The organism is Phytomonospora sp. NPDC050363 (assembly GCF_040655735.1).
Classification (GTDB): Bacteria; Actinomycetota; Actinomycetes; order Mycobacteriales; family Micromonosporaceae; genus Phytomonospora.
Window position 1 is genome coordinate 100,021 of sequence record NZ_JBFAKK010000018.1, and the last position, 22,071, is coordinate 122,091.

The 22,071-nt window shown below is 70.9% G+C and carries 20 protein-coding genes; 4 read left to right on the forward strand and 16 right to left on the reverse strand.

Features of this window, described 5'->3' with window-relative positions; all coding sequences use genetic code 11:
* Positions 1 to 56: 56 nt before the first annotated feature.
* From AB0I28_RS35210 to AB0I28_RS35225, 4 genes are all read right to left on the reverse strand, one after another.
* Positions 57 to 668, reverse strand: coding sequence for a DUF2752 domain-containing protein (locus AB0I28_RS35210; protein ID WP_357500062.1), 612 nt, complete (start codon positions 666 to 668; stop codon positions 57 to 59).
* Positions 669 to 784: 116 nt separating this feature from the next.
* Positions 785 to 2,020, reverse strand: a complete 1,236-nt coding sequence (locus tag AB0I28_RS35215) for a crosslink repair DNA glycosylase YcaQ family protein (protein ID WP_357500147.1) — start codon at positions 2,018 to 2,020, stop codon at positions 785 to 787.
* Between the two features lie 49 nt (positions 2,021 to 2,069).
* On the reverse strand, positions 2,070 to 2,783 hold the full coding sequence (locus AB0I28_RS35220) for a hypothetical protein (protein WP_357500064.1): 714 nt from the start codon (positions 2,781 to 2,783) through the stop codon (positions 2,070 to 2,072).
* Positions 2,767 to 3,384 carry a GNAT family N-acetyltransferase gene (locus AB0I28_RS35225; RefSeq protein ID WP_357500066.1) on the reverse strand — a complete coding sequence of 206 codons (618 nt, stop codon included), beginning with the start codon at positions 3,382 to 3,384 and terminating at the stop codon, positions 2,767 to 2,769. Before AB0I28_RS35225 ends, AB0I28_RS35220 begins: the two co-directional genes overlap by 17 nt.
* A 71-nt stretch (positions 3,385 to 3,455) precedes the next feature.
* Here AB0I28_RS35225 and AB0I28_RS35230 point away from each other — a divergent pair, with 71 nt between their 5' ends.
* Positions 3,456 to 4,808, forward strand: coding sequence for a glycosyltransferase 87 family protein (locus AB0I28_RS35230; RefSeq protein ID WP_357500149.1), 1,353 nt, complete (start codon positions 3,456 to 3,458; stop codon positions 4,806 to 4,808).
* Here AB0I28_RS35230 and AB0I28_RS35235 read toward each other — a convergent pair.
* From AB0I28_RS35235 to AB0I28_RS35265, 7 genes are all read right to left on the reverse strand, one after another.
* Positions 4,787 to 4,915: a hypothetical protein gene (locus AB0I28_RS35235; RefSeq protein ID WP_357500068.1), complete on the reverse strand. Its 129-nt coding sequence runs from the start codon at positions 4,913 to 4,915 to the stop codon at positions 4,787 to 4,789. The genes AB0I28_RS35230 and AB0I28_RS35235 overlap by 22 nt on opposite strands.
* Positions 4,916 to 5,115: 200 nt before the next feature.
* The gene (locus tag AB0I28_RS35240; protein WP_357500069.1) at positions 5,116 to 6,555 is read right to left on the reverse strand and encodes a hypothetical protein; all 1,440 of its coding nucleotides are present in this window, start codon (positions 6,553 to 6,555) and stop codon (positions 5,116 to 5,118) included.
* A 115-nt stretch (positions 6,556 to 6,670) separates the two neighbouring features.
* Positions 6,671 to 7,429 (reverse strand): 4-hydroxy-tetrahydrodipicolinate reductase, encoded by a 759-nt coding sequence (dapB, locus tag AB0I28_RS35245; protein WP_357500071.1) that lies wholly within the window; start codon positions 7,427 to 7,429, stop codon positions 6,671 to 6,673.
* Between the two features lie 28 nt (positions 7,430 to 7,457).
* Positions 7,458 to 8,774 carry a pitrilysin family protein gene (locus AB0I28_RS35250; RefSeq protein WP_357500073.1) on the reverse strand — a complete coding sequence of 439 codons (1,317 nt, stop codon included), beginning with the start codon at positions 8,772 to 8,774 and terminating at the stop codon, positions 7,458 to 7,460.
* 18 nt (positions 8,775 to 8,792) lie between these two features.
* A complete protein-coding gene (locus tag AB0I28_RS35255) occupies positions 8,793 to 11,240 on the reverse strand; it encodes a polyribonucleotide nucleotidyltransferase (RefSeq protein ID WP_357500075.1) in 2,448 nt (815 codons plus the stop codon).
* 228 nt (positions 11,241 to 11,468) lie between these two features.
* Positions 11,469 to 11,738 (reverse strand): 30S ribosomal protein S15, encoded by a 270-nt coding sequence (gene rpsO, locus AB0I28_RS35260; RefSeq protein ID WP_357500076.1) that lies wholly within the window; start codon positions 11,736 to 11,738, stop codon positions 11,469 to 11,471.
* A gap of 76 nt (positions 11,739 to 11,814) precedes the next feature.
* Positions 11,815 to 12,780: a bifunctional riboflavin kinase/FAD synthetase gene (locus AB0I28_RS35265; RefSeq protein WP_357500078.1), complete on the reverse strand. Its 966-nt coding sequence runs from the start codon at positions 12,778 to 12,780 to the stop codon at positions 11,815 to 11,817.
* 147 nt (positions 12,781 to 12,927) lie between these two features.
* Between AB0I28_RS35265 and AB0I28_RS35270 the strand changes: the two genes are divergently transcribed.
* Positions 12,928 to 13,506: a helix-turn-helix domain-containing protein gene (locus AB0I28_RS35270; protein WP_357500079.1), complete on the forward strand. Its 579-nt coding sequence runs from the start codon at positions 12,928 to 12,930 to the stop codon at positions 13,504 to 13,506.
* Positions 13,507 to 13,622: 116 nt separating this feature from the next.
* Complete coding sequence (locus tag AB0I28_RS35275; RefSeq protein ID WP_357500080.1) at positions 13,623 to 14,852, forward strand: MFS transporter; 1,230 nt, start codon at positions 13,623 to 13,625, stop codon at positions 14,850 to 14,852.
* Positions 14,853 to 14,864: 12 nt separating this feature from the next.
* Here the strand turns inward: AB0I28_RS35275 and truB are convergent, their stop codons facing one another.
* On the reverse strand, positions 14,865 to 15,797 hold the full coding sequence (truB, locus tag AB0I28_RS35280) for a tRNA pseudouridine(55) synthase TruB (RefSeq protein ID WP_357500082.1): 933 nt from the start codon (positions 15,795 to 15,797) through the stop codon (positions 14,865 to 14,867).
* Complete coding sequence (locus AB0I28_RS35285) at positions 15,770 to 17,098, reverse strand: MATE family efflux transporter (RefSeq protein WP_357500083.1); 1,329 nt, start codon at positions 17,096 to 17,098, stop codon at positions 15,770 to 15,772. The genes truB and AB0I28_RS35285 overlap by 28 nt, the downstream gene beginning before the upstream one ends.
* A 141-nt stretch (positions 17,099 to 17,239) precedes the next feature.
* On the opposite strand from AB0I28_RS35285, the gene AB0I28_RS35290 reads away from it, so the two are divergent.
* On the forward strand, positions 17,240 to 18,739 hold the full coding sequence (locus tag AB0I28_RS35290; protein ID WP_357500084.1) for an FAD-dependent monooxygenase: 1,500 nt from the start codon (positions 17,240 to 17,242) through the stop codon (positions 18,737 to 18,739).
* A 21-nt stretch (positions 18,740 to 18,760) separates the two neighbouring features.
* Here the strand turns inward: AB0I28_RS35290 and rbfA are convergent, their stop codons facing one another.
* The 3 genes from rbfA to AB0I28_RS35305 form a co-directional block, all read right to left on the reverse strand.
* Positions 18,761 to 19,192: a 30S ribosome-binding factor RbfA gene (gene rbfA / locus AB0I28_RS35295; protein ID WP_357500086.1), complete on the reverse strand. Its 432-nt coding sequence runs from the start codon at positions 19,190 to 19,192 to the stop codon at positions 18,761 to 18,763.
* Positions 19,193 to 19,240: 48 nt separating this feature from the next.
* Entirely contained in the window at positions 19,241 to 19,534 is a 294-nt protein-coding gene (locus AB0I28_RS35300) for a DUF503 domain-containing protein (RefSeq protein WP_357500088.1), read from the reverse strand.
* Between the two features lie 147 nt (positions 19,535 to 19,681).
* On the reverse strand, positions 19,682 to 21,949 hold the full coding sequence (locus AB0I28_RS35305) for an RICIN domain-containing protein (RefSeq protein WP_357500090.1): 2,268 nt from the start codon (positions 21,947 to 21,949) through the stop codon (positions 19,682 to 19,684).
* Positions 21,950 to 22,071: the final 122 nt, after the last annotated feature.

Here is a 22,071-nt window from a genome sequence, read left to right on the forward strand (position 1 = left end):
AGGATGCGGGGCTACATCCATCGGAGGGCGGTCGCCACGAGGCGGTCGCCCTCGGCTCATACGTACAGGTTCGTGAAGGGCGCCCACGGCAGGTTCCGGATCACCCAGAACACACCCCACACGGCAAGGAAGACGCTGACCGTGTTCGGCCCGAACTTCAGTTTCGGCAGGGTGACCCGGGCGTTGGGGAACATCCGCCGCCACGCCCACGAGAGGTACATGTAGGCCAGGAACGGCGCGGCGAAGACCGCGACGGCGTGGTAGCGGGCGGCTTCGGGCAGATTCGCGTGCAAGAGGTACCAGAGCGCGCGGGTCCCGCCGCAGCCCGGGCAGTCGAAGCCGGTGACCAGCTTGAACGCGCACGCGCCGAGATCGGGCTCGGCGTCGGTCGGGTTGTTGGTCAGGACATAGGAGATCGGCAGGGACACGCACACCAGCAGCGCCAGCGGCGCCAGCCAGGCCGGTCCGTTGACGATCCGGTTGACCAGGCGGCCGATCTTCGTGGGGTCCTTGCGGGGCACCACGGGGGCCGGGTAGTAGCGCCCGTCCGGGCCGAGGACGACCGCTTGGTGCACCGGGTGCACCTGGCAGTCCGGACCGCACGGCGAGACCGCTTCCGGCGCCTCCGCCGGCGCGTTCTCCTGGGGGGCGGTGGCCGCCTCGGTCATCGCAGGTCCTTTCGAAACCGTACCGTCCGCGCTCCCGGCCGCCGCCGATCCACCGGCGGGCCTCTGCCGAGACGTCTTCACCCTACTGCGCGCCCGCCCGGCACCGCCGCGCCAGATCACAGCGCGGCCGACAGCTCCCGGGCGAAGTCGCCCCGGGCCGGGGCCTCCACCTTCTCCAGCCCCAGCCACCGGGCCATGCGGCGCAGCTCCTCGGCGAGTTCGGCCGCGACCCGCCCGGCGTCGGCCTCGGTGACGTGCGGCTCGCGCCACGCGGAAGGCACGCGCAGGACGCTCTCACGCCGGTCGGCCTTGAGGTCGACGCGGGCGGCGAGCATCTCGTCGAGCAGGAAGGGCAGCACGTAGTAGCCGTGCTTGCGCTTGGCCTCCGGCACGTAGATCTCGATCCGGTAGTGAAAGTCCCACAGGCGCAGGGTCCGGTCCCGCTCCCACACCAACGGGTCGAAGGGACTCACCAGCGCAGCGGCGCGCACGGCGCGCGGCACCTTCGCCTCGGCGTGCACGTAGGCCGGTTTGGCCCACCCCTCCACCTGGACGGGGATGATGGTCCCCTCCTCGACCAGGGCGGCGATCGCCTCACGGGCGGCCTGCGGCTTGAGGCGGAAGTAGTCGCGCAGATCCCCTTCGGTGGCGACGCCGAGAGACTCGGCCGACAGCGCCATGAGCTCGCGGTGGGCGACGTCGATCGGCGGGGTGGGGGTGGCGATGATCTCCGGCGGCAGGACATGCTCGGTCAGGCCGTAGGAGCGCTCGAAGTTCGGGCGGGCGGCCGTGGTGACCTCGCCGGTCCAGAACAGGTACTCGAGGGCTGCCTTGACCGCGCCCCAGTTCCAGCCCCAGTTGTCCTTGCGGCGGACCAGCAGGGAGGCGTCCTCCTGGGCGAGGACGGCCTCGATGCCGCGCGCGGGCAGCGGGCCGTGCTCGGCGACGACCTCCTTGACGCGCCGAACGAAGTCGCGGTGGTCGCGGTTGACGTTCTTCATGGCGCCCCAGGCGGCCTCGTCGGCGGCCGCCATCCGCCACCTCAGGAGCGGCTGGAGCCGGACGGGCAGCAGCGAGGCGGCGTGCCCCCAGTACTCGAAGAGTTCGCGCTTGCCCTCGTAGGCCGCGCGGTCGACGAGCTGGGTCGCGTAGGGCCCCAGCCGGGAGAAGACCGGCATGTAGTGGGCGCGCACCAGGACGTTGATCGAGTCGATCTGGAGGGCGTTGGTGCGGGCGAGCACCTTTCGCAGGTGCCGCACCGTCGGCACCGCGCTGGGGCGGGGCTCGCCGAAGCCCTGAGCTGCCAGGGCGATACGGCGCGCCTCGGCGTTGGAGATGGTCGTCTTGCGGATGGAGGCCACGGGCGCAGATTAGCGGGCCGGTGTGACAAAGAACCGCCGATCACCGCCGCAGGCTCACCCGCATCAGCTGGAAGACGATCAGCGCGAGGACGACGACCACCGCCGCGAGGCTGATCCACAGGACCCACAACGCCAGTTCCGGGTTGCCGCCGGGACCGGCGACGGCGTCGAGTTCGTTGCGCTCGCCCATCGCCAGCTGCCACGACACGGTCTTGCCGTTGCCGGACACTTCCCCGTTGGAGCTGACGATCGTGCCGGGGAAGCTGACCGCGACCCGCATGTCGGCGCGGGGCATGGACGCCTCGATCGCCTGGTCGAGGGGACTGCCGTCGCCGGGCGGCTGGTAGTTGGTGTCGAAGACGCCCGACAGGACGTAGTTCTGGCCGTCGCGCTCGATGCGGATGTAGTCGCCGGCGTTGGGGTCGCTGTCGTTGAACTGCGACAGCGGTGTGTTCTCGAAGGTGTACTCGACTCCCTCGAAGGTCCCGTCGTCGTAGGCCTTCTGGCTGGTCACACCCTGCGGCGGGGCGCCGCCGAGCGGGTCGACGTCGGAGCCGAGACGGTCGAGGACGGCCTTGTCGAAGGCGACGACGAGCGTCCCGCTGACCGTGTCGTCACGGTTGACGGAGACGTTCATGTCGAACTTGACACAGCCGCCGAGCGCCAGCGCCCCGGCGAGGGCCAGCGCGCAGGCGGCGAGGACCCGCTTCAGCGTGTACGACCGGTCGCCCATCCGATTACGCTTCGTGATCACGACCTGATCGTAATCGATCTTCCCCGTCGCGTTCGGGTACGGACACATGCAGTCGCCGCTGGACCACGACCACGCCGTCCATGTCGAGGCCCCTGGTGGCGCCGTCGTACTCCCACCCGGCCGACTTGAGGAAGCCCGTCACGGCCGGGTCCTCGGCGAAAGCCCAGGCCCACGCCGAGGCGAAGCCGTCGTCGCTCCAGTGGGCCATGGCCGCCGACAGCAGCCGGCTGCCGTGTCCGCGCCTGCCGAAACGCGGTTCCACCAACAGATCGGTGACGGCGGCGAGCGGCCCCGCGGGGCGCTCCTGTCGGTTGGGATCACCGGGTGCTGCGGTATCGTCGTCGGCTGGACCGATCGCCGCGAATCCGACGACCCGCGCGCCGGGCTCCGACTGCTCGACGGCGACCAGGACGTGGTGCCCGGGAGTCGGCGGAGAGGACACCGCGGCGAGCCAGCGTTCGGTCAGCCAGGACTTGTCGAGCCGGTCGAGAATGTGCGGGGGGATGAGCCGTGTGTACGCGGTTCGCCAGGTGAGGAGTTGAAGCCGTGCGATCTCGGCCGCGTCCTCTGCACGGGCCGGACGGACAAAACCGAGCGCCATGCGGCAAGGGTACGGGCACGATCATGTGCCGTTGACGGCACCGGTTGGGGTTGTGGAGCTTGTTGAGAGAGGTGGCAGTGGTCGAGGCGAAGCGGGACGGCGACTCAGCGGCCCCCGAACGCCCCCGCCGGCCGCGCTGGCTGCTCCCGGCCCAGATCACCGGCGCCGCCGCGCTCGTCGCGCTCACCTGGTATCTCGTGTCGACCTACGGCGGCCATCACCGCCTGTTCGACCTGCGCATCTACCGCAAGGCCGTGCGCTACTGGCTGGCCGGCGGCAACGTCTACGACTACTGGCAGGAAGACGTCATCAACGGCACGCTCGGGTACACGTACCCGCCGTTCGCGTCGATCCTGATGGCGCCCATGGGCGCCCTGCCGTGGGACATGGCGAAGTGGACGCACATCTGCGCGATGGTCGTGTGCCTCGCGATCACCACGTACTGGCTGGTCACCCCACTGCTGCGGCGCCACAAGATCCCGCTGTGGCTCGGGCTGGTGGTCGCCGGCTGCTTCATCGTCAGCGTCGAACCGATCCGCGAGACGCTGAGCTTCGGCCAGGTCAACCTGATGCTGATCGCCCTCGTGCTCGGCGACGTGCTCTTCCTCGTGCGCCGCAAGTCCTCCCTCGCCGGGATCGGCATCGGCCTGGCGACGGCGATCAAGCTCACGCCGGGCATCTTCATCGTGTACCTGCTGGTGACGAGACGATGGCGGGCGGCCGCCGGTTCGATCGTGACCGCCGCGGCCGTGTCCCTCCTCGCCGTCCTGGTCGACCCCCGCATGTCGATCCGGTTCTGGCTGATCACGGCCTGGGACTCCGGGCGCGTCGGCCACAACGACAACACGTCCAACCAGTCGATCGCGGGCCTGCTGGCCCGCATCTTCGACCCCGCCGCCTACCCGCAGTGGCTGTGGATCGCGCTCGTCGCGCTGGTCGTGGTCTACGGCATGTGGAAGGCCGCCAAGGCCGTCCGCGCCGGTGACGAGATCGCCGGGCTGACCATCACCGGCATCGTCGGGATCCTGATGTCGCCGGTGTCGTGGACCCACCACATCTACTGGATCGTGCCGGCCCTGCTGATCATCCTCGACGTCATGCGCACCGACCGGCGGCGCATGTCGCGGCGAAGACTGTGGTCCTACGGCGGCCTGGCGCTGTTCGCGTACCTGCCGTTCATGTACGGCTTCGTGTGGCTGTTCGCCGAGGAGCCGGGCAAGCACTGGGACCACGGGTTCGCCTGGTTCCTCGCCGAGAACACCTATGTCTTCGCGCTCGTGGCGCTGCTGCTGTGGATGCCCGTGCGCAAGGGAGTCGACGACACCGACTCCCGGCCGGGCGTGTGGTGGCCGATCCCCTGGAAGTCCGGCGAACCGGAGAAGTCGGCCGCGGCGCCGCCGGCTCAGCCCGTCGCCAGCGTGTAGCGCACGAGTGGCGGCGCGGCCCCGTTGAAGTCGAGGACGGCCGTTTTCCCGTCGGGGGCGACACCGTGCCCTCGGTAGAAGCGCGCCGCCCGTTCGTTGTCGTCCATGGCCCACGACCGCACCGGCGACAGGCCGCGCTCGCGCGGGTCCGCCAGCGCGTCACCGCCTCTGCGGGGTGTCCATGATGGCCGGTGCCGAGGCGGGAACGAGGTCGCGGTAGGCCTCCTGCCAGCACCGGTGGTGCAGCCCGGCGAGGTCGGTGGCGTCGCCGGGCTCGGCGCTGCGCAGCAGGAACCCGCGGGGCTCCCTACTCGGCGGGCGGCTGCTTCGGCGGGATCATGAACGGCTCGGTGGGCCACTCGGGGAAGACCGGGCGCTGGCCGGGCACGACCGGAGGCTCGGGGGGTGCCGGCGCCTTGGCACGGCCGGTGGTCTTGGGGCGGGACTCGGGCTTCGGCGCCGCTTCGGCGGCCTCCGCCGCTTCGGGCTCGGCCGTCGACGGCCGGGGCTCGGCCTTGTCTCGCTCGACGGTGTCCGAAGTCGCCACGGCGTCGTCACGCGCGCTGTCGGCGGGGTCGGCCGGATCGTCCTGTGCGGCAGCGGGAGGGCTCGCCTCCTCGACCTCGGACGACGGCGTCTCAGGCTGGGGCGTGGGCTCCGGCTCAGGGGCCTCGGGCTCGGCCGGGACGTCCTCGTGCGCGCCGGACTTCGCGGGCTCGTCGTCCTCGGGCAACGTCACCGCGCGGAACACGACGGTCGGCTCGGCCGGTCCGGCGGGCTCGGCCTGGTCACCGGGGCCGTCCTCGCGGGCACCGGAAGGTTCCACGACGGGCAGTTCCACGACCTCGTCGCCGGCCGCCACGACGACCGAAGCCGCCTCGGGCTCCTCCTGTTCGGTGCCCTCCGTTGGCCGCTGCGGCTCTGCGGCGGCCTCGGCCTTGTTCTCCACGGCCGGCGGTCGCTCGTCGCTCACGGGGGCGCTGGCCGGGCTCTCCAGGTCCTCAAGGCGCACGGCCGGCTGGATCTTCGTCGGTTCGAGGACCGGCGCGGACTTCACCTCCGGCTCGGCGGAGGCGCCGTCCAAGTCCTCGGGCCGCACCGCCCGCAGCACGCGGGTCTCCCCCGGGTCGGCCTCCTCGGCGACGGGAACCTCCCGCACCGCCGCCTGCTTCTCGGTCGGCTCGGTCGGGTCGGCGAGGAACTCCCGGCGCACGGCCGGTTCGAGCCTGGTCGGCTCCGGCACGAGACCCTCGACGATCCTCGGCTTCGGCGGCGAGACCGCTTTGGCCGGCGGCTGCGGACGGATCTCCGAGCGCATCCGCGCGGGCTCGGGAACCGAGGCGACGCCGGGCGGCACCGCCGGTGCCGCGCCCTCCCCGCCGCGGTCCTGCGCCGGCTTTCGCCTGGGCAGACTGGTCCGCTCCCCCGGCGGGACCGTCGGCACGTTCCCCGTCGCGACCACCGCCGCACGGAACACCGGTACGTCGGCGGGCTTCTTCACCTGCCGCGCCCGGACCTCGGCCGCGCGCTTGCGCCGAATCACCAGCCAGATCACCAAAGCGGCGAGGCCGAAACCGCCGAGCGTCGCGAGCAGCATGACCCAGGCGATGTGGCCGCTGTCCTCGGCCACCCGGCCGAACGCGTCGCCGGCACCGGATTCCTCGGCGCCGCAACCGGACAGCGCGAACGCGGCCGTCGATGAGACGGCGACGCACGCTAGAGCTCTGGTGAAGGGCTTGGGGGACATCCGGACATCGTAGTCGGCCCGGCCGGCAACCCGCCCGCCCGTGAATGTCGCATGTGGTCCGTCTAATACAGCGATCGCCGCGCGCCCAAGGGATGCGCGGCGACCGCTCGCACGTTCAGTCCAGCAGATCGTCGAGCCCGTGCGTCAGACCGGGACGCCCGACCACCTCGCGCACCGCCAGCAGCACGCCGGGCATGAAGGACGCGCGGTCCACCGAGTCGTGGCGGATCGTCAGGGTCTCCCCCGCGCCTCCGAACACGACCTCCTGGTGCGCGACGAAACCGGCCGAGCGGATCGAGTGGACGCGCACGCCCTCGACCGACGCCCCCCTGGCCCCGTCGAGAGCCTGCGTCGTCGCGTCAGGCTGCTCACCGAGACCGGCCTGGGCACGCGCCTCGGCGATCAGCTCGGCGGTGTGGGTGGCCGTCCCGCTGGGGGCGTCGACCTTGTTCGGGTGGTGCAGTTCGATGATCTCGGCCGACTCGAAGTGCCGCGCCGCCCGGGCCGCGAACTGCATCATCAGCACGGCCCCGATCCCGAAGTTGGGAGCGATGACCACACCGACCCCGGGCTTCGCCGCGAGCCAGTCCTCCACCCGCTTGACGCGCTCGGGCGTGAAACCCGAGGTGCCCACGACCACGTTGACGCCCTGCTCGACGCACCAGTGGAGGTTGTCCATCACCACGTCGGGGCGGGTGAAGTCGACGACGACGTCGGCGGAGGCGTCGGAGATCGCCGACAGCCACTCGCCCTCGTCGACCATCGCGACCAGCTCCATGTCGGCGGCGGCGTCGACGGCCTTGCACACCTCGGTGCCCATCCGGCCCCTGGCGCCGATCACGCCGACCCGCAGCGGTTCGGTCACGTCGCTCACGGTCTTCTCCTCACGTGCGGTGCGGCGGTCAGCGACCGCCGGGCCAAGTGAACTGACTGGCGTCGAAGGGCCCGATCGCGGCCAGCGAACGCGGCCGGCCGAGGACCTCGGAGGCCACACCCCGGACGTCTTCGACCGTGACCGCGTCGACCCGGACGAGCAGCTCGTCGAGGCTGAGCAGGTCACCGAAGAGCAGCTCGCCCTTGCCGAGGCGGCTCATCCGGGAACTGGTGTCCTCCATGGCGAGGACCAGCGAGCCCTTCAGGGCGCCCTTGGCGCGGGCCACGTCGATCTCGACGCAGCCGTCCTTGAGCACCTCGTCGAGGGTGGCCATCGTCAGGTCGAGGACCTGCTCGGCCTTGCCCGGCTGGCACCCGGCGTAGACGCCGAGCAGCCCGGTCTCGGCGTAGCCGGCGGTGTAGGCGTACACCGAGTAGGCCAGGCCGCGCTCCTCGCGGATGCGCTGGAACAGCAGACTCGACATGCCCCCGCCCAGCACCTGGGTGAGCACGTCGAGGGCGAAACGCCGCGAGTCCTGACGGGCCAGACCGCGCGAGCCGATGACCAGGTGCGCCTGCTCGGTGTCCTTGCGCTCGACGGTGAGGACCGGGCCGATGTCGGCGACGGGCTCGAATGCCGAGCGGATCGGGGAAGGCGCCGAGTCGGCGGCCGCCAGTGGCGCGAACGCGCTCGCCACCAGGTCGACGACCTGGGTGTGGCTGAGGTTCCCGGCGGCGGCGATCACGATGTTGGGCGCGGTGTAGCGCTGCCGGTAGAAGTCGTTGACACGGGCGCGGGTCATCGACTCGATGGTCTCGACGGTCCCGGAGATCTCGCGTCCGAGCGGGTGCTCGCCGAACACCGCGGTGGCGAGCATGTCGTGCACGGCGTCGTCGGGCTCGTCGTCGTGCATGGCGATCTCTTCGAGGATCACGCCGCGCTCGGTCTCGACGTCGTCCTCTTCGAGGAGGGAGTCGCAGATCAGGTCGCCGAGGACGTCGACGGCCAGCGGCAGGTCCTCGTCGAGGACGCGCGCGTAGAAGCAGGTGTGGTCCTTGGCGGTGAACGCGTTGGTGTCGCCGCCGACGGCCTCGATCTCGGCGGTGATGTCCAGCGCGGACCGGCGGGTGGTGCCCTTGAAGAGGAGGTGCTCCAGGAAATGCGAGGCACCGGAGAACTCTTCGGACTCGTCCCGCGAGCCGATCCCCACCCACACGCCGACCGAAACGCTGCGCATGGCGGGGATCGACTCGGTGAGGATGCGCAGCCCGCTGGGCAGCACGGTACGTCGTACCGTGCCGCCCAGCGGGTCATCCGCGAGAGTGCGGGTGAAAGCGTCGCTCATTCGATTGTCGGGTCCGGGTCAGCGATGCCGACGACGTTCCCGGCGCGGGCCGTCGCCGTCGCCTTCGCCGCCTTCTCCGCCGCCCTCGTTGCCGCCGTCGGCGTCGCCACCCTCACGGGGGGCGTCGTCGCGGCGCGGGCCGCGGTCACCGCGGTCGCTGCGGGGTCCACGGTCGCCGCGCGGTCCGCGGTCGCCGCGGTCCGAACGGGGTCCGCGGTCGCCCTCGGGGCGTCCGCCGGCCGGGCGCTTCGGGGGCTCCTGGCCTTCGGGGTAGACCTTGTCCAGGTAGATCTTGCCGCGGTTGTCGACGTCGGCGATCGCGACCTCGATCTTGTCGCCGACGTTGAGCACGTCCTCGACCTTCTCGATGCGCTTGCCGTCGCCGATCTTCGAGATGTGCAGCAGACCGTCGCGCCCGGGCACCAGGGAGATGAACGCGCCGAAGGCGGCGGTCTTCACCACGGTGCCGAGGAAGCGGTCGCCGATCTCGGGCAGTGTCGGGTTGGCGATCCCGTTGATCATCGCCACGGCGGCCTCGGCGGCGGGACCGTTGGTCGCGCCGACGTAGATCGTGCCGTCGTCCTCGATGGAGATGTCGGCACCGGTCTCCTCGGTGATGCCGTTGATCGTCTGGCCCTTCGGGCCGATGACCATGCCGATCTTGTCGACCGGGATCTTCACCGTGGTGACGCGAGGCGCCGAGTCGGCCATCTCGCCGGTGGTGGCGATGGCCTCGCCCATGACGTCGAGGATCGCGTGGCGGGCCTCGTTGGCCTGCTGGAGAGCCGCGGCCAGGACGTCCGACGGGATGCCGTCGAGCTTGGTGTCGAGCTGCAGGGCGGTGACGAACTCACGCGTGCCGGCGACCTTGAAGTCCATGTCACCGAAGGCGTCCTCGGCTCCGAGGATGTCGGTCAGCGTCACGTACTCGGTCTTGCCGTCGACCTCGTCGGAGATGAGGCCCATGGCGATACCGGCGACGGGAGCCTTCAGCGGCACACCGGCCGACATGAGGGACATCGTCGCGGCGCAGACCGAACCCATGGAGGTCGAACCGTTCGACCCGAGGGCCTCGGAGACCTGGCGGATCGCGTAGGGGAACTCCTCGCGGGCCGGCAGGACCGGGACCAGGGCGCGCTCGGCGAGCGCTCCGTGGCCGATCTCGCGGCGCTTGGGGGAACCGACACGGCCGGTCTCACCGGTCGAGTAGGGCGGGAAGTTGTAGTTGTGCATGTAGCGCTTCTTGGTGACCGGGGACAGGGTGTCCAGGGCCTGCTCAAGGCGCAGCATGTTCAGCGTGGTGACGCCCAGGATCTGGGTCTCGCCGCGCTCGAACAGGGCGGAGCCGTGCACGCGCGGGAGGACGCGGACCTCGGCGTTGAGCGAGCGGATGTCGCGGGTGCCGCGGCCGTCCATGCGGACCTTGTCGCGCAGGACGCGGTTGCGGACCAGCTTCTTGGTCAGCGAGCGGATGGCCGCGCCGACCTCCTTCTCGCGCTCGGGGAAGGACGCGTCCACCTTCTCGTGGGCGAGTTCCTTGACCTGGTCGAGCTTGGCCTCGCGGTCCTGCTTGTCGGCGATGGTCAGCGCCTCGCCGAGTTCGGCGGAGATCGCCGACTCGACGGCGGCGAAGACGTCGTCCTGGTAGTCGAGGAAGACCGGGAACTCGCGGACCGGCTTGGCGGCGACCTCGGCGAGGGCGGCCTGCGCGCGGCAGAGTTCCTTGATGGCGGCCTTGGAGGCTTCGAGCCCGGAGGCGACGACCTCCTCGGTCGGGGCGGCGGCGCCGCCGGCGACCAGCGCGATCGTCTTCTCGGTGGCCTCGGCCTCGACCATCATGATCGCGACCTCGCCCGCCTCGGTGACGCGGCCGGCGACGACCATGTCGAAGGTGGCGCGCTCGAGTTCGGCGTGGGTCGGGAAGGCGACCCACTGGCCGTCGATGTGCGCGACGCGGGTGGCGCCGATCGGGCCGGAGAAGGGCAGGCCCGACAGCTTCGTCGACGCCGAGGCGGCGTTGATGGCCACCACGTCGTAGGGGTGCGCCTCGTCGAGGGCCAGGACCGTCTCGACGACCTGGACCTCGTTGCGCAGACCCTTGATGAAGCTGGGGCGCAGCGGGCGGTCGATGAGGCGGCAGGTGAGGACGGCGTCCTCGCTGGGGCGGCCTTCGCGGCGGAAGAACGAACCGGGGATCCGGCCCGCGGCGTACATGCGCTCTTCGACGTCGACCGTCAGCGGGAAGAAGTCGAAGTGCTCCTTGGGCGCCTTGCTGGCGGTGGTCGTCGAGAGGACGACGGTGTCACCGAGCTGCGCGAGGACGGAACCGCCGGCCTGACGGGCGAGGCGACCTGTGGAGAAGGTGATCTCCCGGGTGCCGAAGCTCCCGTTGTCGACGGTCGCCGTCGCGGTGTGCGTACCGAGTTCGGTTACCTCGGGAATACGCGGGGTTGATTCTGCGGACATGTGTGTCTACAGCTCCTTCGTGTCAAGGCACGTCGTCTTGGTGGAGCGGTCCGCGGCCGGTCTTCGATCGAAGCGCACGGGCTGTCTTGTTGCCCGGACGCCACTACCGAGGACCGGTACGCCGACGGCTGCGACGCGCCGCTTCTCTTTTTTGCACGGTACCCGGCATGAGCAGCGGGTGACCGTATGACTCGGGGGAGCGACCTCGTGTCGCTCCCCCGGAGTGGCTTATCGCCGCAGACCGAGCCGTTCGATGATCGACCGGTAGCGGGTGATGTCGGTCTTCTGCAGGTACTTCAGCAGGCGACGGCGACGGCCGACCAGCAGCAGAAGGCCGCGGCGGCTGTGGTGGTCGTGCTTGTGAACCTTGAGGTGCTCGGTGAGGTCGCTGATCCGCTTGGACAGGACCGCGACCTGGACCTCGGGGGACCCGGTGTCACCTTCGGCGGTGGCGTACTGGGTCATGATTTCGGCCTTGGCGGCTGTATCGAGCGCCATGATCTCCCTTAGTGGGTTTTCGAACAGGAAATTCCCATGCCCCGCGGCGTCGTGCAGGCACACAGGAGTGATCCGCTCACAGCGGACCGTCTAAGCCTAACAGGCCCAGGATCTTCCCCGACTCGGCCACGTCCTCGGTGATCTGGGCGATCAGCGGTTCGAGGGCGTCGTAGGTGCGCTGCTCGCGCAGCCGTTCGACGAAGTCGAGCGAGACGTGCTCGCCGTAGAGGTCGCCGGAGAAGTCGATGATGTGCGCCTCGACGGTGCGCTCGCGTCCGGCGAAGGTCGGGTTCGTGCCGACGCTGATCGCGGCGGGCAGGGGTTTGCCGTCGACGGCGCGGGTCAGCCAGCCGGCGTAGATCGCGTCGGCGGGAACGGCCACATCCGGTGCGTGGTGCAGGTTCGCGGTCGGGAAGCCGAGCTGCGAGCCGCCCCGGTTGGCGCCCCGCACGACCAGGCCGCTCACCCGGTGCGGGCGGCCGAGGGCCGCGGCGGCGGCCTCGACGTCACCGGCGGCGACACACGAGCGCACATAGGTGGAGCTGTAGACGGTCTCCAGTTCGCCGTTCTGCGCCGCCAGGGGCACGGCGTCGACGCTGAAACCGAAGGTCCGGCCCAGTTCGGTGAGCATCGTCACGTCGCCGGCGGCCTTGTGTCCGAAGCGGAAGTTCTCCCCGACCACGACCACCGCGGCGTGCAGGTGCTCGACGAGCACGTCGTGCACGAACGACTCGGCCGCGAGCTGGGAGAACTCGTGAGTGAAGGGCACCACGCACATACCGTCGACACCGAGTTCGGCGAGCAGGTCGCCCTTGTGCTCCAGTTCGGTGAGGATCAGTGGCTGCGCGCCCGGGCGCACGACGGCCGCGGGGTGCGGGTCGAACGTGAGCACGACACTGCGCAGTCCGCGCTCCTTCGCGTCGGCCACCGCTCGCCGGATGATCTCCCGATGTCCCAGGTGGACGCCGTCGAAGACGCCGATCGTCACCACGGAACGGCCCCAGTCCGCGGGGGTCGCGTCCACGCCACGCCATCGCTGCATGATCGCCATCTTTTCACGCCGGGAAGGCGGCTCGGCCCTTGGCGTGGGGGTGTGTGCGGCGACACGCGATCGACACCTCCCAAGATCCAGTAAAAAAGTTCTGGAAAAACTATTGCGGAACTTTTTTACTGGATCTACTGTTGCCCCATGACCGAGATGCGGAAGATCACCTCGCCCGAGACCCTCAAGGCGATGGCCCAGCCCCTGCGCCGCAGGTTGTACCGGCTGCTCTCCCAGCTCGGCCCCTCGACGGCCGGTGTGCTCGCCAAGAAGACCGACAGCGACCCCGGCCAGATCAGCTACCACCTGCGCGAGCTGGCCAAGCACGGCTTCATCGAGGAGGCCCCCGAACTGGCCAAGGACCGCCGCGAGCGCTGGTGGCGGACGACCCCCGGGTCGAGCACCTGGGACACCGCCGACTTCGACACCCCCGAGGCCCGCGCCATCGCCGACACGGTGAAGCGCCAGATGATCGCCGACGAGTTCGAGCGCGCGGTCCAGTGGGAAAAGGACCGCGACGAGTGGGGCGCCCCCTGGAACCGGGTGGCGACCTCGTCGGAGTCGACGCTCTTCCTCACGCCCGAGGAGCTCGCCGAACTCAACGACGAGCTGACCGCACTGGTCGTGAAGTGGTCGAAGCGCGGCCGGGAGGCGCGCGCCGAGGGCCGCGTGGAGAACCGCGAGTCCGTCTTCCTCTTCACGCACAACTTCCCCGAGCGCCCGTGACCCCACCGCTCCCCCGGCCCTTCTAGAACCACACAGCGCACCCACCGCCGAGCCCACCCTCTCGGCGCGCCCCCTCACGCCCGAAAACGGGCCGCCGCAGACTGCGAGGAACCGACGTGACCGTCACCGCCCCCATGGCTCCCCCCGCCCGCCCCGCTTTCCGTGAACCCGCCTACCTGCGCTACATCGGCGGGCAGACCGTCTCGATCATCGGCGACCAGGTCTGGTACGTGGCCCTCTCCTGGGCCGCCGTGCAGCTCGCCTCCCCCGCCGTCGCCGGCGTCGTACTGGCTGTCTCGGCGATCCCGCGGCTCGCGCTGATGCTGTTCGGCGGAGTCTTCGTCGACCGTTTCGGCCCCCGCAAGCTCATGATCGGCTCCGACCTGGTGCGCGGCGTGATCGTGCTGGCCGCCGCCGGCATCGCGCTGTGGAGCCCGAGCATCGCGCTGCTGGTGGTCGTGTCCCTGGTCTTCGGTGCCGCAGACGCGCTGTTCATGCCCGCAGCCGGCGCCATCCAGCCCCGACTGCTCGACAAGAAGCAGTACTCCAGCGGCGCGGCGCTGCGCGAGCTGACCTCGCGTGCCGCCCTGACTCTCGGCGCTCCGCTCGGCGGTGTGCTGGTCGCCGTCGGCGGGCTGCCCCTGGCCGCCCTCGTCGACGCGGTGACCTTCGGCCTGTCGGCGATCATGCTGTGGACCGTTCACCCCCGCCCGCTGGAGACCACCACCGAGGCCCCGAAGAAGACCACCGCCGCCCTTCGCGACGGCTTCGCCTACCTGCGCCGCAACCGGCTCGTCGGCGGCCTGATGGTGGTCTCGCTGCTGCTGAACCTCGGCTTCGTCGGCCCGATGAACGTCGGCCTGGCGCTGGTGGCCGACGCCCGCGGCTGGGGCTCGGGCGGCATCGGCGTCCTGCTCGCCGGCTTCGGCATCGGCGCGGCCGCCTCGGCGCTGACCATGCTGAAGTTCAAGCCGAAGGGCCGCGTCGGCTTCCTGATCGCCGGCGGCGCCCTGGTCGAGGGGGCCTGCATGATCGGCCTCGGTTTCGCCCCAACCCTGACCCTCGCCGTCACCGCGACCGTGATCACCGGGCTCATCGCCGGGATCGTCGGGGTCACCTCGTCCACGCTGACCCAGTCCAACACCGACGACGCCTACCGGGGCCGGGTGGCCAGCGTGTCGATGTTCGCCAACCTCGGCATCACCCCGCTGGCGATCGCCGCGACCGGTGCCGCCGTCGACGCCTTCGGCCTCGAACCGACCTTCACCGCCAGCGGCGTCCTCGCCTTGGCCGCGGCGGTCACCGCACTGTCGATCCGCAAGGTCCGCCAGGCGAAGCTCGACTAGGAGCGCGAGCCCTCAGAGCTCCTGGGGCGTGGTGAGGACGATCTCCGGTCGTGCCTTGCCACGCTCCTCGCGCACCACGGCGACGACGGCCCCCGCGGGCGAGTAGACCGCGTAGGGGCCGTCGATTCCCTGTTTCTCCAGGAAGCCGCCGAAGGCCAGGGTCCTGGTCTCGGCCTCGTCGGCGTCACGGCGGGGCAGGAGCCGGGAGGCCGAGGCCGCCAGATCGAGGGTCACGGGATTGTCGAGCTCGGCGAGCGCTTCGAGGGTGTGGGACTCGGCGAGGGTGAAGCCGCCGACGCGGGTGCGGCGCAGGGCGGTGAGGTGCCCGCCGACACCGAGGGCGGCGCCGAGGTCGCGGGCGATGGCGCGGATGTAGGTCCCCGAGGAGCACTCGACGGTCACGTCGATGTCGACGGCCTCACCGTCGGCGCCGACGTCGTGGACGTCGAGGCGGGAGACGGTGACGCGACGGGCCTTGAGTTCGACCTCCTCACCGGCGCGGACGCGGGCGTAGGAGCGCTTCCCGTCGATCTTGACGGCGCTGACGGAGCTGGGCACCTGGTCGATCTCGCCGGTCATGCGCGAAAGGACCGCCTCGACGGCCTCCCGGGTGACGCCGGAGGCGTCGGCGGTGGCGGTGGTCTCGCCCTCGGCGTCGTCGGTGACGGTCGCCTGGCCGAGCCGAATGGTGGCGTCGTAGGCCTTGTCGCTGCCGGAGACGTAGGTGAGCAGGCGGGTGGCCCGCCCGACGGCGAGCACCAGCACGCCGGTGGCCATGGGATCGAGGGTGCCGCCGTGTCCGACCTTGCGGGTCTTGGCCAGGCGGCGCATGCGGCCCACGACGTCGTGGGAGGTCATCCCGCCGGGCTTGTCGACGACCACGAATCCGGGCGTAGGTTCAGTCACGATCGACCAGCTTAGGCGGCGGTGCCGGTGACCGCCCATCGTCCTCCGCGCAGACGCAGGAGCAGTGCCGTCAGGCGGATCACCATGAACACGACCAGGCCGACCCAGATGCCGGTGAGGCCGAGGTCGAGGATGTGGGCGAGCCAGATCAGCGGCAGGAATCCGGCCGCCGCGGCGACGATCATGTTGCGCAGGAAGGCCACGTCGCCGGCGCCGATGAAGACACCGTCGAGGGCGAAGACGAGTCCGGCGACGGGCATCATCGCCACGAACCAGGGCCACAGGACGTAGGCCTGTTCGTGGACGGCCGGGTCGGAGGTGAACAGGCCGGGCAGGAAGAGCACGCCGACGCCGATCACGACGGCGAGGAAGCCGCCGCTGACCACGCCCATCCACCCGACGCGCCGGGCGGTGGCCCGGGCCCGGTCGGCGTCGCCGGCGCCGAGGTCGGCGCCGATGAGGGCCTGCGCGGCGATCGCGACCGCGTCGAGGGCGAAGGCGCAGAACATCCACAGCTGGAGGCCGATCTGGTGGGCGGCGAGCGACGCCGCCCCGAAGCGGGCGGCGACCGAGGCCGCCGACAGGAAGCACACCTGGAAGGCGAGGCCGCGCACGATGAGGTCGCGGCTGGTCGCGAGCTGGCCGCGCAGGGCGTCGAGGTCGGGACGCAGCGAGACCTTCTCGGCGGCGATCGCGCGCAGGAAGAACAGTCCGGAGACCGCTTGGGCGGCGACGTTGGCGATGGCCGAGCCGACCAGTCCGAGCCCGGCCGGGTACACCAGCAGCGGGACCATGACCGCCGAGAGCAGGTTGGCCGCCAGCACGATGTACATCGGCTTGCGGGTCTCCTGGATACCGCGCATCCACCCCTGGCCGGCGAGGGCGACGAGGATGAAAGGCGCGCCGAGGATCGCCACGCGCAGCCAGGTCTCCGACTCGGCGGCGATCTGGCCGGAGTCGGGTCCGTTGCCCGCCAGCGCGCGCGTGATGGGTCCGGCGAACAGCTGCACGAACGCGGCCAGGAGGACGCCGGCGGCCAGGGCGAGCCAGGTGGACTGGACGCCCGCGGCGACGGCGGCCCCGCGGTCGCCGGCGCCGTAGTGGCGTGCGGCGCGGCCGGTCCCGCCGTAGGCGAGGACGTTGCCGAGGAAGGCCGCGGCGCTCATGACGCCGCCGCCGATGGCGAGCGCGGCGAGGGGCACGCGGCCGAGGTGTCCGACGACGGCGGTGTCGACGAGGACGTACACGGGTTCGGCGGCGAGCACAACGAGCGCGGGGATCGCGAGGGCGAAGATGCGTCGCAGTGTCACTGGGCCGGGGACGGGGGCGGTCGCGGTCACGTGGCCATCCTGACACCGCTGATGTAATGAGTCAAGTCAGCTGGATTCCTTACACTGACGCGAGCGCCGGACGGTACGAATCTTCTGGTACGGTTCAATAGTTCAAACTCGAACTACCTTCTTCCTCCCTGAGGGGACCCCATGGACCTCGACACCGACGTCGCCATCGCCGGCGGCGGACCCGTCGGCATGCTGCTCGCGACCGAACTCGCCCGCCTCGGCGTGCGCACCCTCGTGCTGGAGAAGCTGGCCGCCCCGACCGGCGAGTCCAAGGCCGGGACGCTGCACGCCCGCACCGCCCAGACACTCGACCGGCGCGGCCTCCTCGAAGCCGTCCAGCCCGGTCCCGGTCTGGCCCGCGCGAGGCCCGGCCGCCCGGTGCGCTTCCACTTCGCCGGAATGTTCGACCTCGACCTTTCCCGCGTCGTCACCGAGGGTCCCGCCCTGGTCGGCAGCCCGCAGGCCTACGCCGAGGAGGTCTTCGCCCGGCTCGCCACGCGCCTGGGAGCCCGCGTCGAACGCGACAGCGAGGTCACCGGGCTCACCGAGGAGACCGACCACGTCCGCCTGGACGTCACCGACTCCGCCGGACGCGCCCGCACGGTCACCGCGGCTTGGGCCGTCGGCACCGACGGCGCCCGCAGCACCATCCGGCGCGCGGCGGGGATCGGCTTCGAGGGCACCCCGCCGACCCTGTCGGCGCTGATGGGCGAGGTCCGGCTGACCGACCTCCACGACGCTCCACAGGGCTGGCAGCGCACGCCCAGGGGCTGGACGATGGTCTGGCCCAACCCCTACGGGCACAGCCGCGTCGCCACCTACGACTTCCGCGGCCCCCACCCCGACCGCCGCTCCCCGGTCACTCTCGACGAGCTGAGCGGTGAGATGTCGCGCATCACCGGACGCCCGGTCCCCATGGACTCCCCGCGCTGGCTGACCCGCTTCACCGACGCCGCCCTCCAGGCCGCCGAGTATCGCCGAGGGCGGGTCCTGCTGGCCGGAGACGCCGCCCACGTGCACTTCCCGGCGGGCGGCCAGGGACTCAACCTCGGCCTGCAGGACGCGGTCAACCTCGGCTGGAAACTGGCCGCCGAGGTCGCCGGGCACGCCCCCGCCGGCCTCCTCGACACCTACCACCGCGAACGGCACCCTGTCGCCGCCCGCGTCCTGGCCAACGTGCGCGCCCAGGTCGCCCTGATGAACCCCGACCCGCGCACCGACTCCCTGCGCGAACTGTTCCGCGAGATGATGCACCTCGACGACGTCAACGTCTTCCTCGGCGGCATGATCAGCGGCGCCGACATCGCCTACGACCTCGGACCGGCCGACGACCCCTACGCGGGAGCCTTCGCCCCCGACCTGAACCTCAAGACCGCCGAAGGGCCCGTCCGGCTCGCCGAGCTCCTGCGCACCGGACGCCCGGTGTTCGTCGACCTCGCCGACCGCGCCGACCTCCGTGCGGTCGCCGCCGGGTGGTCGGCGCGCGTGGACAGCGTCACGGCCGTACCCGAGGAGACCGTCAACGCCGAGACGCTGCTGATCCGCCCCGACGGCTATCTCGCCCTCAGCACCAGGGCCGGAGACGAAAAAGAGGCCGAGCGCCTTCGTACGGCGCTCGGCCTCTGGTTCGGGCGGGCGTGACCGGCACGCCCACCCCGTGGATCAGACGTCCTCGTCCTCGTCGGCGGTCCGGTACGGGTTGGCCTCACCCGCGTACCGGGCCCCGGCGGCCTGGCGCTGCACCTGGGCGTCGGCCTCACGGGCCTTCTCCAGCAGCTCGTCGATGTGCTGGACCTGCTCGGGCACCGCATCGGTGACGAAGGCCAGCGACGGCGTGTGCCGCAGGCCCAGGGCCCGCCCCACGCTCGTGCGGATGAGTCCCTTGGCGCTCTCCAGCGCCGCGGCGCTTGCCGCGCGCTCCTCGGCGTCACCGAGGACGGTGTAGTAGACCGTCGCCTCGCGAAGGTCGTTGGTGAGCCGCGCGTCGGTGATGGTCACCATGCCCAGGCGCGGGTCCTTGACCTGCTTGCGCAGCGCCGCGGCGGTGAGCTCGTGGATCCGCCCGGCGAGCCGTCGCACTCGTGCCTCGCTCATGTCAATCACACCTTCCGCACGTGTTCCAACTGGCTGTGCCCACCATGGCTAGTCGTCCTCGCCGTACAGGCGCCTGCGCACCGAGAGCAGATCGAATTCGGGATGCCCCACGACGGTGCGCTCGCACGCGTCGAGCACCGCGGTCACATGACCGGACTCGGCGGCGATGACGGCGACACCGATCTCGGCACGCCCGTGGAGGTCCTGCGCGCCCACCTCGGCGACCGCGACCTCGATCTTGCGGAGGGCGGCGATGACGGGGCGGATGTAGGACCGTTTGGCCTTCAGCGACCGGGAATCCCCGGGAAGCAGGAGGTCGAAGATCGCCGTTCCGGTGAACACCGCGCCAGCTTACGCCGGGAGCGGGGGGTTGGCACAGCTGGTTTCCCGCCCCGGAGTGGCGTGAAGCCGCCGCGGAACGCCGGTGGTGACCCGCACCGCACCCGTGTATGGAAGGGGCGGCGGGCCATCGCCCGCCGCCCCCGGCCGTCACAGGAAGAAACTCGGGTGCGGCGGCTGGTTGTAGGCGGTGTTCTGCCAGGCCAGAGCCACTCGGTACTGCGTATCGTGCAGCAACGTCGTCAACCGCGTCCCCGTCTGGATCGGCGTAGAGTAGATCCGCAGCGCCGAACTGTTCGACGTGCGCCACACGACCTCCTCGCGCCAGTCGCCGAACAGGTCGCCCGAGATCGCCGGGGTCGCCTTGGTGCCGTTGTTGGCCGCCACCCCGGAACCGGTGAGCAGGCGCGTGTCGCCGCTCGTGCCGTACTTGTCGACATGCGTGGCGTCGAGCAGCTCACGGACGGTGTCGCCGTCCCACCACAGCAGGAAGTTCGCCGAGGACGGCTTGCGGCCGACATCACCCCCTGTCGGGCTGCGCAGGTTCGACACCGCCGAGGACCACGACTCCGCGCCCGGACTCCCCGCGTAGATGTTCGCGCTGACGCCGCGGCCGTTGTCACCGGCCGCCGGAGTACTCCAGTAGAAGGCCCCGGTGCGCGCGTTGCCGAACCACGAACTCGGCTTCGAGGCGTCCTCGGCCACGTCGAAGACCTCAAGGCCGGGACGGGAGGGGTCGAGATCGCCGACGTGCAGCGCGTCCCCGTGGCCGTTGCCGGTGTTCCACAGCGCCGAGCCGTCGTCGTTGACGCACATCGCGCCGAACACGATCTCGTCACGGCCGTCGGCGTCGACGTCGGCGATGGACAGGTTGTGGTTGCCCTGACCCCGGTACTGACTGCCGGCCGAGTTGCTGTCGAAAGTCCAGCGACGGGTCAGCGAGCCGTTGCGGAAGTCCCACGCCACGATCACCGCACGCGTGTAGTACCCGCGCGACATGATCAGGCTCGGCCGCTGCCCGTCGAGGTAGGCCGTGCCGGCCAGGAAGCGGTCGACGCGGTTGCCGTAGGAGTCGCCCCAGTCGGCGACGTTTCCCCGCGCCGGGAGGTACGACACCGTCGACAGCGCGCGCCCGGTCGCCCCGTCGAACATCGTCAGGTACTCCGGACCGCTCAGGACGTACCCCGACGAGTTGCGGTAATCGGCCGAGGAACTGCCGATGACCCCGCCGGCACCGTCGACCGTCGCGTCGGCGGTCTTCATGGCCACCTCGGCACGGCCGTCGCCGCTGTAGTCGTAGACCTGGAACTGCGTGTAGTGCGCACCGGCGCGGATGTTGCGGCCCAGATTGATCCGCCACAACCGCTGCCCGTTGATCCGGTAGGCGTCGACATAGACGTTTCCGGTGTAGCCCGACTGCGAGTTGTCCTTGGCGTTGCTCGGGTCCCACTTCACCACGAACTCCAGCCGGCCGTCGCCGTCGAGGTCGCCGACACTGGCGTCGTTGGCCGAGTACGTGTAGGACTCACCGCTCGGCGTAGTCCCGCCCGACGGGATTTGCAGCGGCACGTCGAGATAGCCCGAACCGAACTGGAGAGCCGCCGGCGAGTCCGGTTGCTCCACTCCCCCGACCACCGCGCGGACCGTGTAGGCCGCGCCCGCAGCCGCGCCGGAGTCGAGCAGGTTCGTCGCACCGGTCAGCGGACTGGAGTTCACCTTCGTCCCGGCCCGGTAGACGTTGAACGCCACACCCGACGGGTCGCTCGCCAGCAACCGCCAGGTCACCAGGTTGCCGCTGCCCGAGCGCACGCTGACCACACCCCGGTCGAGCGCCTCCAGCTGCCGTCCGGAAGGCGCGGCCGTCACGGGCACGAGCGCCCACTGCTGGTTGGCCGCCCCGGTGTCGGCGAACTGCGAGATGCGACCGCCGTGCGCCGTCGACCACTCCCACACGTCGAGGGCCTTGCCGCTGTTGCGGTTGATGAACTTCACGTACCCGCTGTCGGTGTCGACCACCTGAAACTGCTGGTTGGCCCCGTTGAGGTCGCTCCACTGGCCGACGGTCGCGCCGTCGGCGGTCGACCAGTCCCACACCTCCAGGACCTTGCCGGAATGGCGGGCCTTGAGGCGGTAGTAGCCGCCCCCCGAGTCGACGAACTGGAACTGCTGGTGGGCGGCGTCGGCCCGGCCCCACTGCTGGAGCGTCGCACCGTCGGCGGTCGAACCGCCGGTGATGTCGAAGACCAGCCCGTTGAGGCGCGAGACCAGGACGTAGTAGGCGGACGGATCGATCACGGCCGCGCTCGCCGGCGGCGGCGCGGCGACCACCAGACCCGCCACCACCGTTAAGGCGACGGTGACGGCGGCGAGAAGACGGGTGAGGAGACTACGAGGACATGGAGTGCCGGACATCATCATGAGAACCCCGAAAGGCGTCGAGGGAAAAGGGTCGAGCGCTCCACACACGACACTCCCAGAGCCCACCGGACTGGTCAACACCTGCGAGGACTTAATCCGATCCTGCAACAAACCCGCCGAAC

What these genes read in the sequence shown, in the direction of transcription:
- AB0I28_RS35210 (WP_357500062.1), bottom strand. Translation starts at nt 668, where the DNA reads ATGACCGAGGCGGCCACCGCCCCCCAGGAGAACGCGCCGGCGGAGGCG.
- AB0I28_RS35225 (WP_357500066.1), bottom strand. Translation starts at nt 3,384, where the DNA reads ATGGCGCTCGGTTTTGTCCGTCCGGCCCGTGCAGAGGACGCGGCCGAG.
- AB0I28_RS35235 (WP_357500068.1), bottom strand. Translation starts at nt 4,915, where the DNA reads ATGGACGACAACGAACGGGCGGCGCGCTTCTACCGAGGGCACGGTGTC.
- AB0I28_RS35240 (WP_357500069.1), bottom strand. Translation starts at nt 6,555, where the DNA reads ATGTCCCCCAAGCCCTTCACCAGAGCTCTAGCGTGCGTCGCCGTCTCA.
- AB0I28_RS35250 (WP_357500073.1), bottom strand. Translation starts at nt 8,774, where the DNA reads ATGAGCGACGCTTTCACCCGCACTCTCGCGGATGACCCGCTGGGCGGC.
- AB0I28_RS35255 (WP_357500075.1), bottom strand. Translation starts at nt 11,240, where the DNA reads ATGTCCGCAGAATCAACCCCGCGTATTCCCGAGGTAACCGAACTCGGT.
- rpsO (WP_357500076.1), bottom strand. Translation starts at nt 11,738, where the DNA reads ATGGCGCTCGATACAGCCGCCAAGGCCGAAATCATGACCCAGTACGCC.
- AB0I28_RS35265 (WP_357500078.1), bottom strand. Translation starts at nt 12,780, where the DNA reads ATGCAGCGATGGCGTGGCGTGGACGCGACCCCCGCGGACTGGGGCCGT.
- AB0I28_RS35270 (WP_357500079.1), top strand. Translation starts at nt 12,928, where the DNA reads ATGACCGAGATGCGGAAGATCACCTCGCCCGAGACCCTCAAGGCGATG.
- truB (WP_357500082.1), bottom strand. Translation starts at nt 15,797, where the DNA reads ATGGGCGGTCACCGGCACCGCCGCCTAAGCTGGTCGATCGTGACTGAA.
- AB0I28_RS35290 (WP_357500084.1), top strand. Translation starts at nt 17,240, where the DNA reads ATGGACCTCGACACCGACGTCGCCATCGCCGGCGGCGGACCCGTCGGC.
- rbfA (WP_357500086.1), bottom strand. Translation starts at nt 19,192, where the DNA reads ATGAGCGAGGCACGAGTGCGACGGCTCGCCGGGCGGATCCACGAGCTC.
- AB0I28_RS35305 (WP_357500090.1), bottom strand. Translation starts at nt 21,949, where the DNA reads ATGATGATGTCCGGCACTCCATGTCCTCGTAGTCTCCTCACCCGTCTT.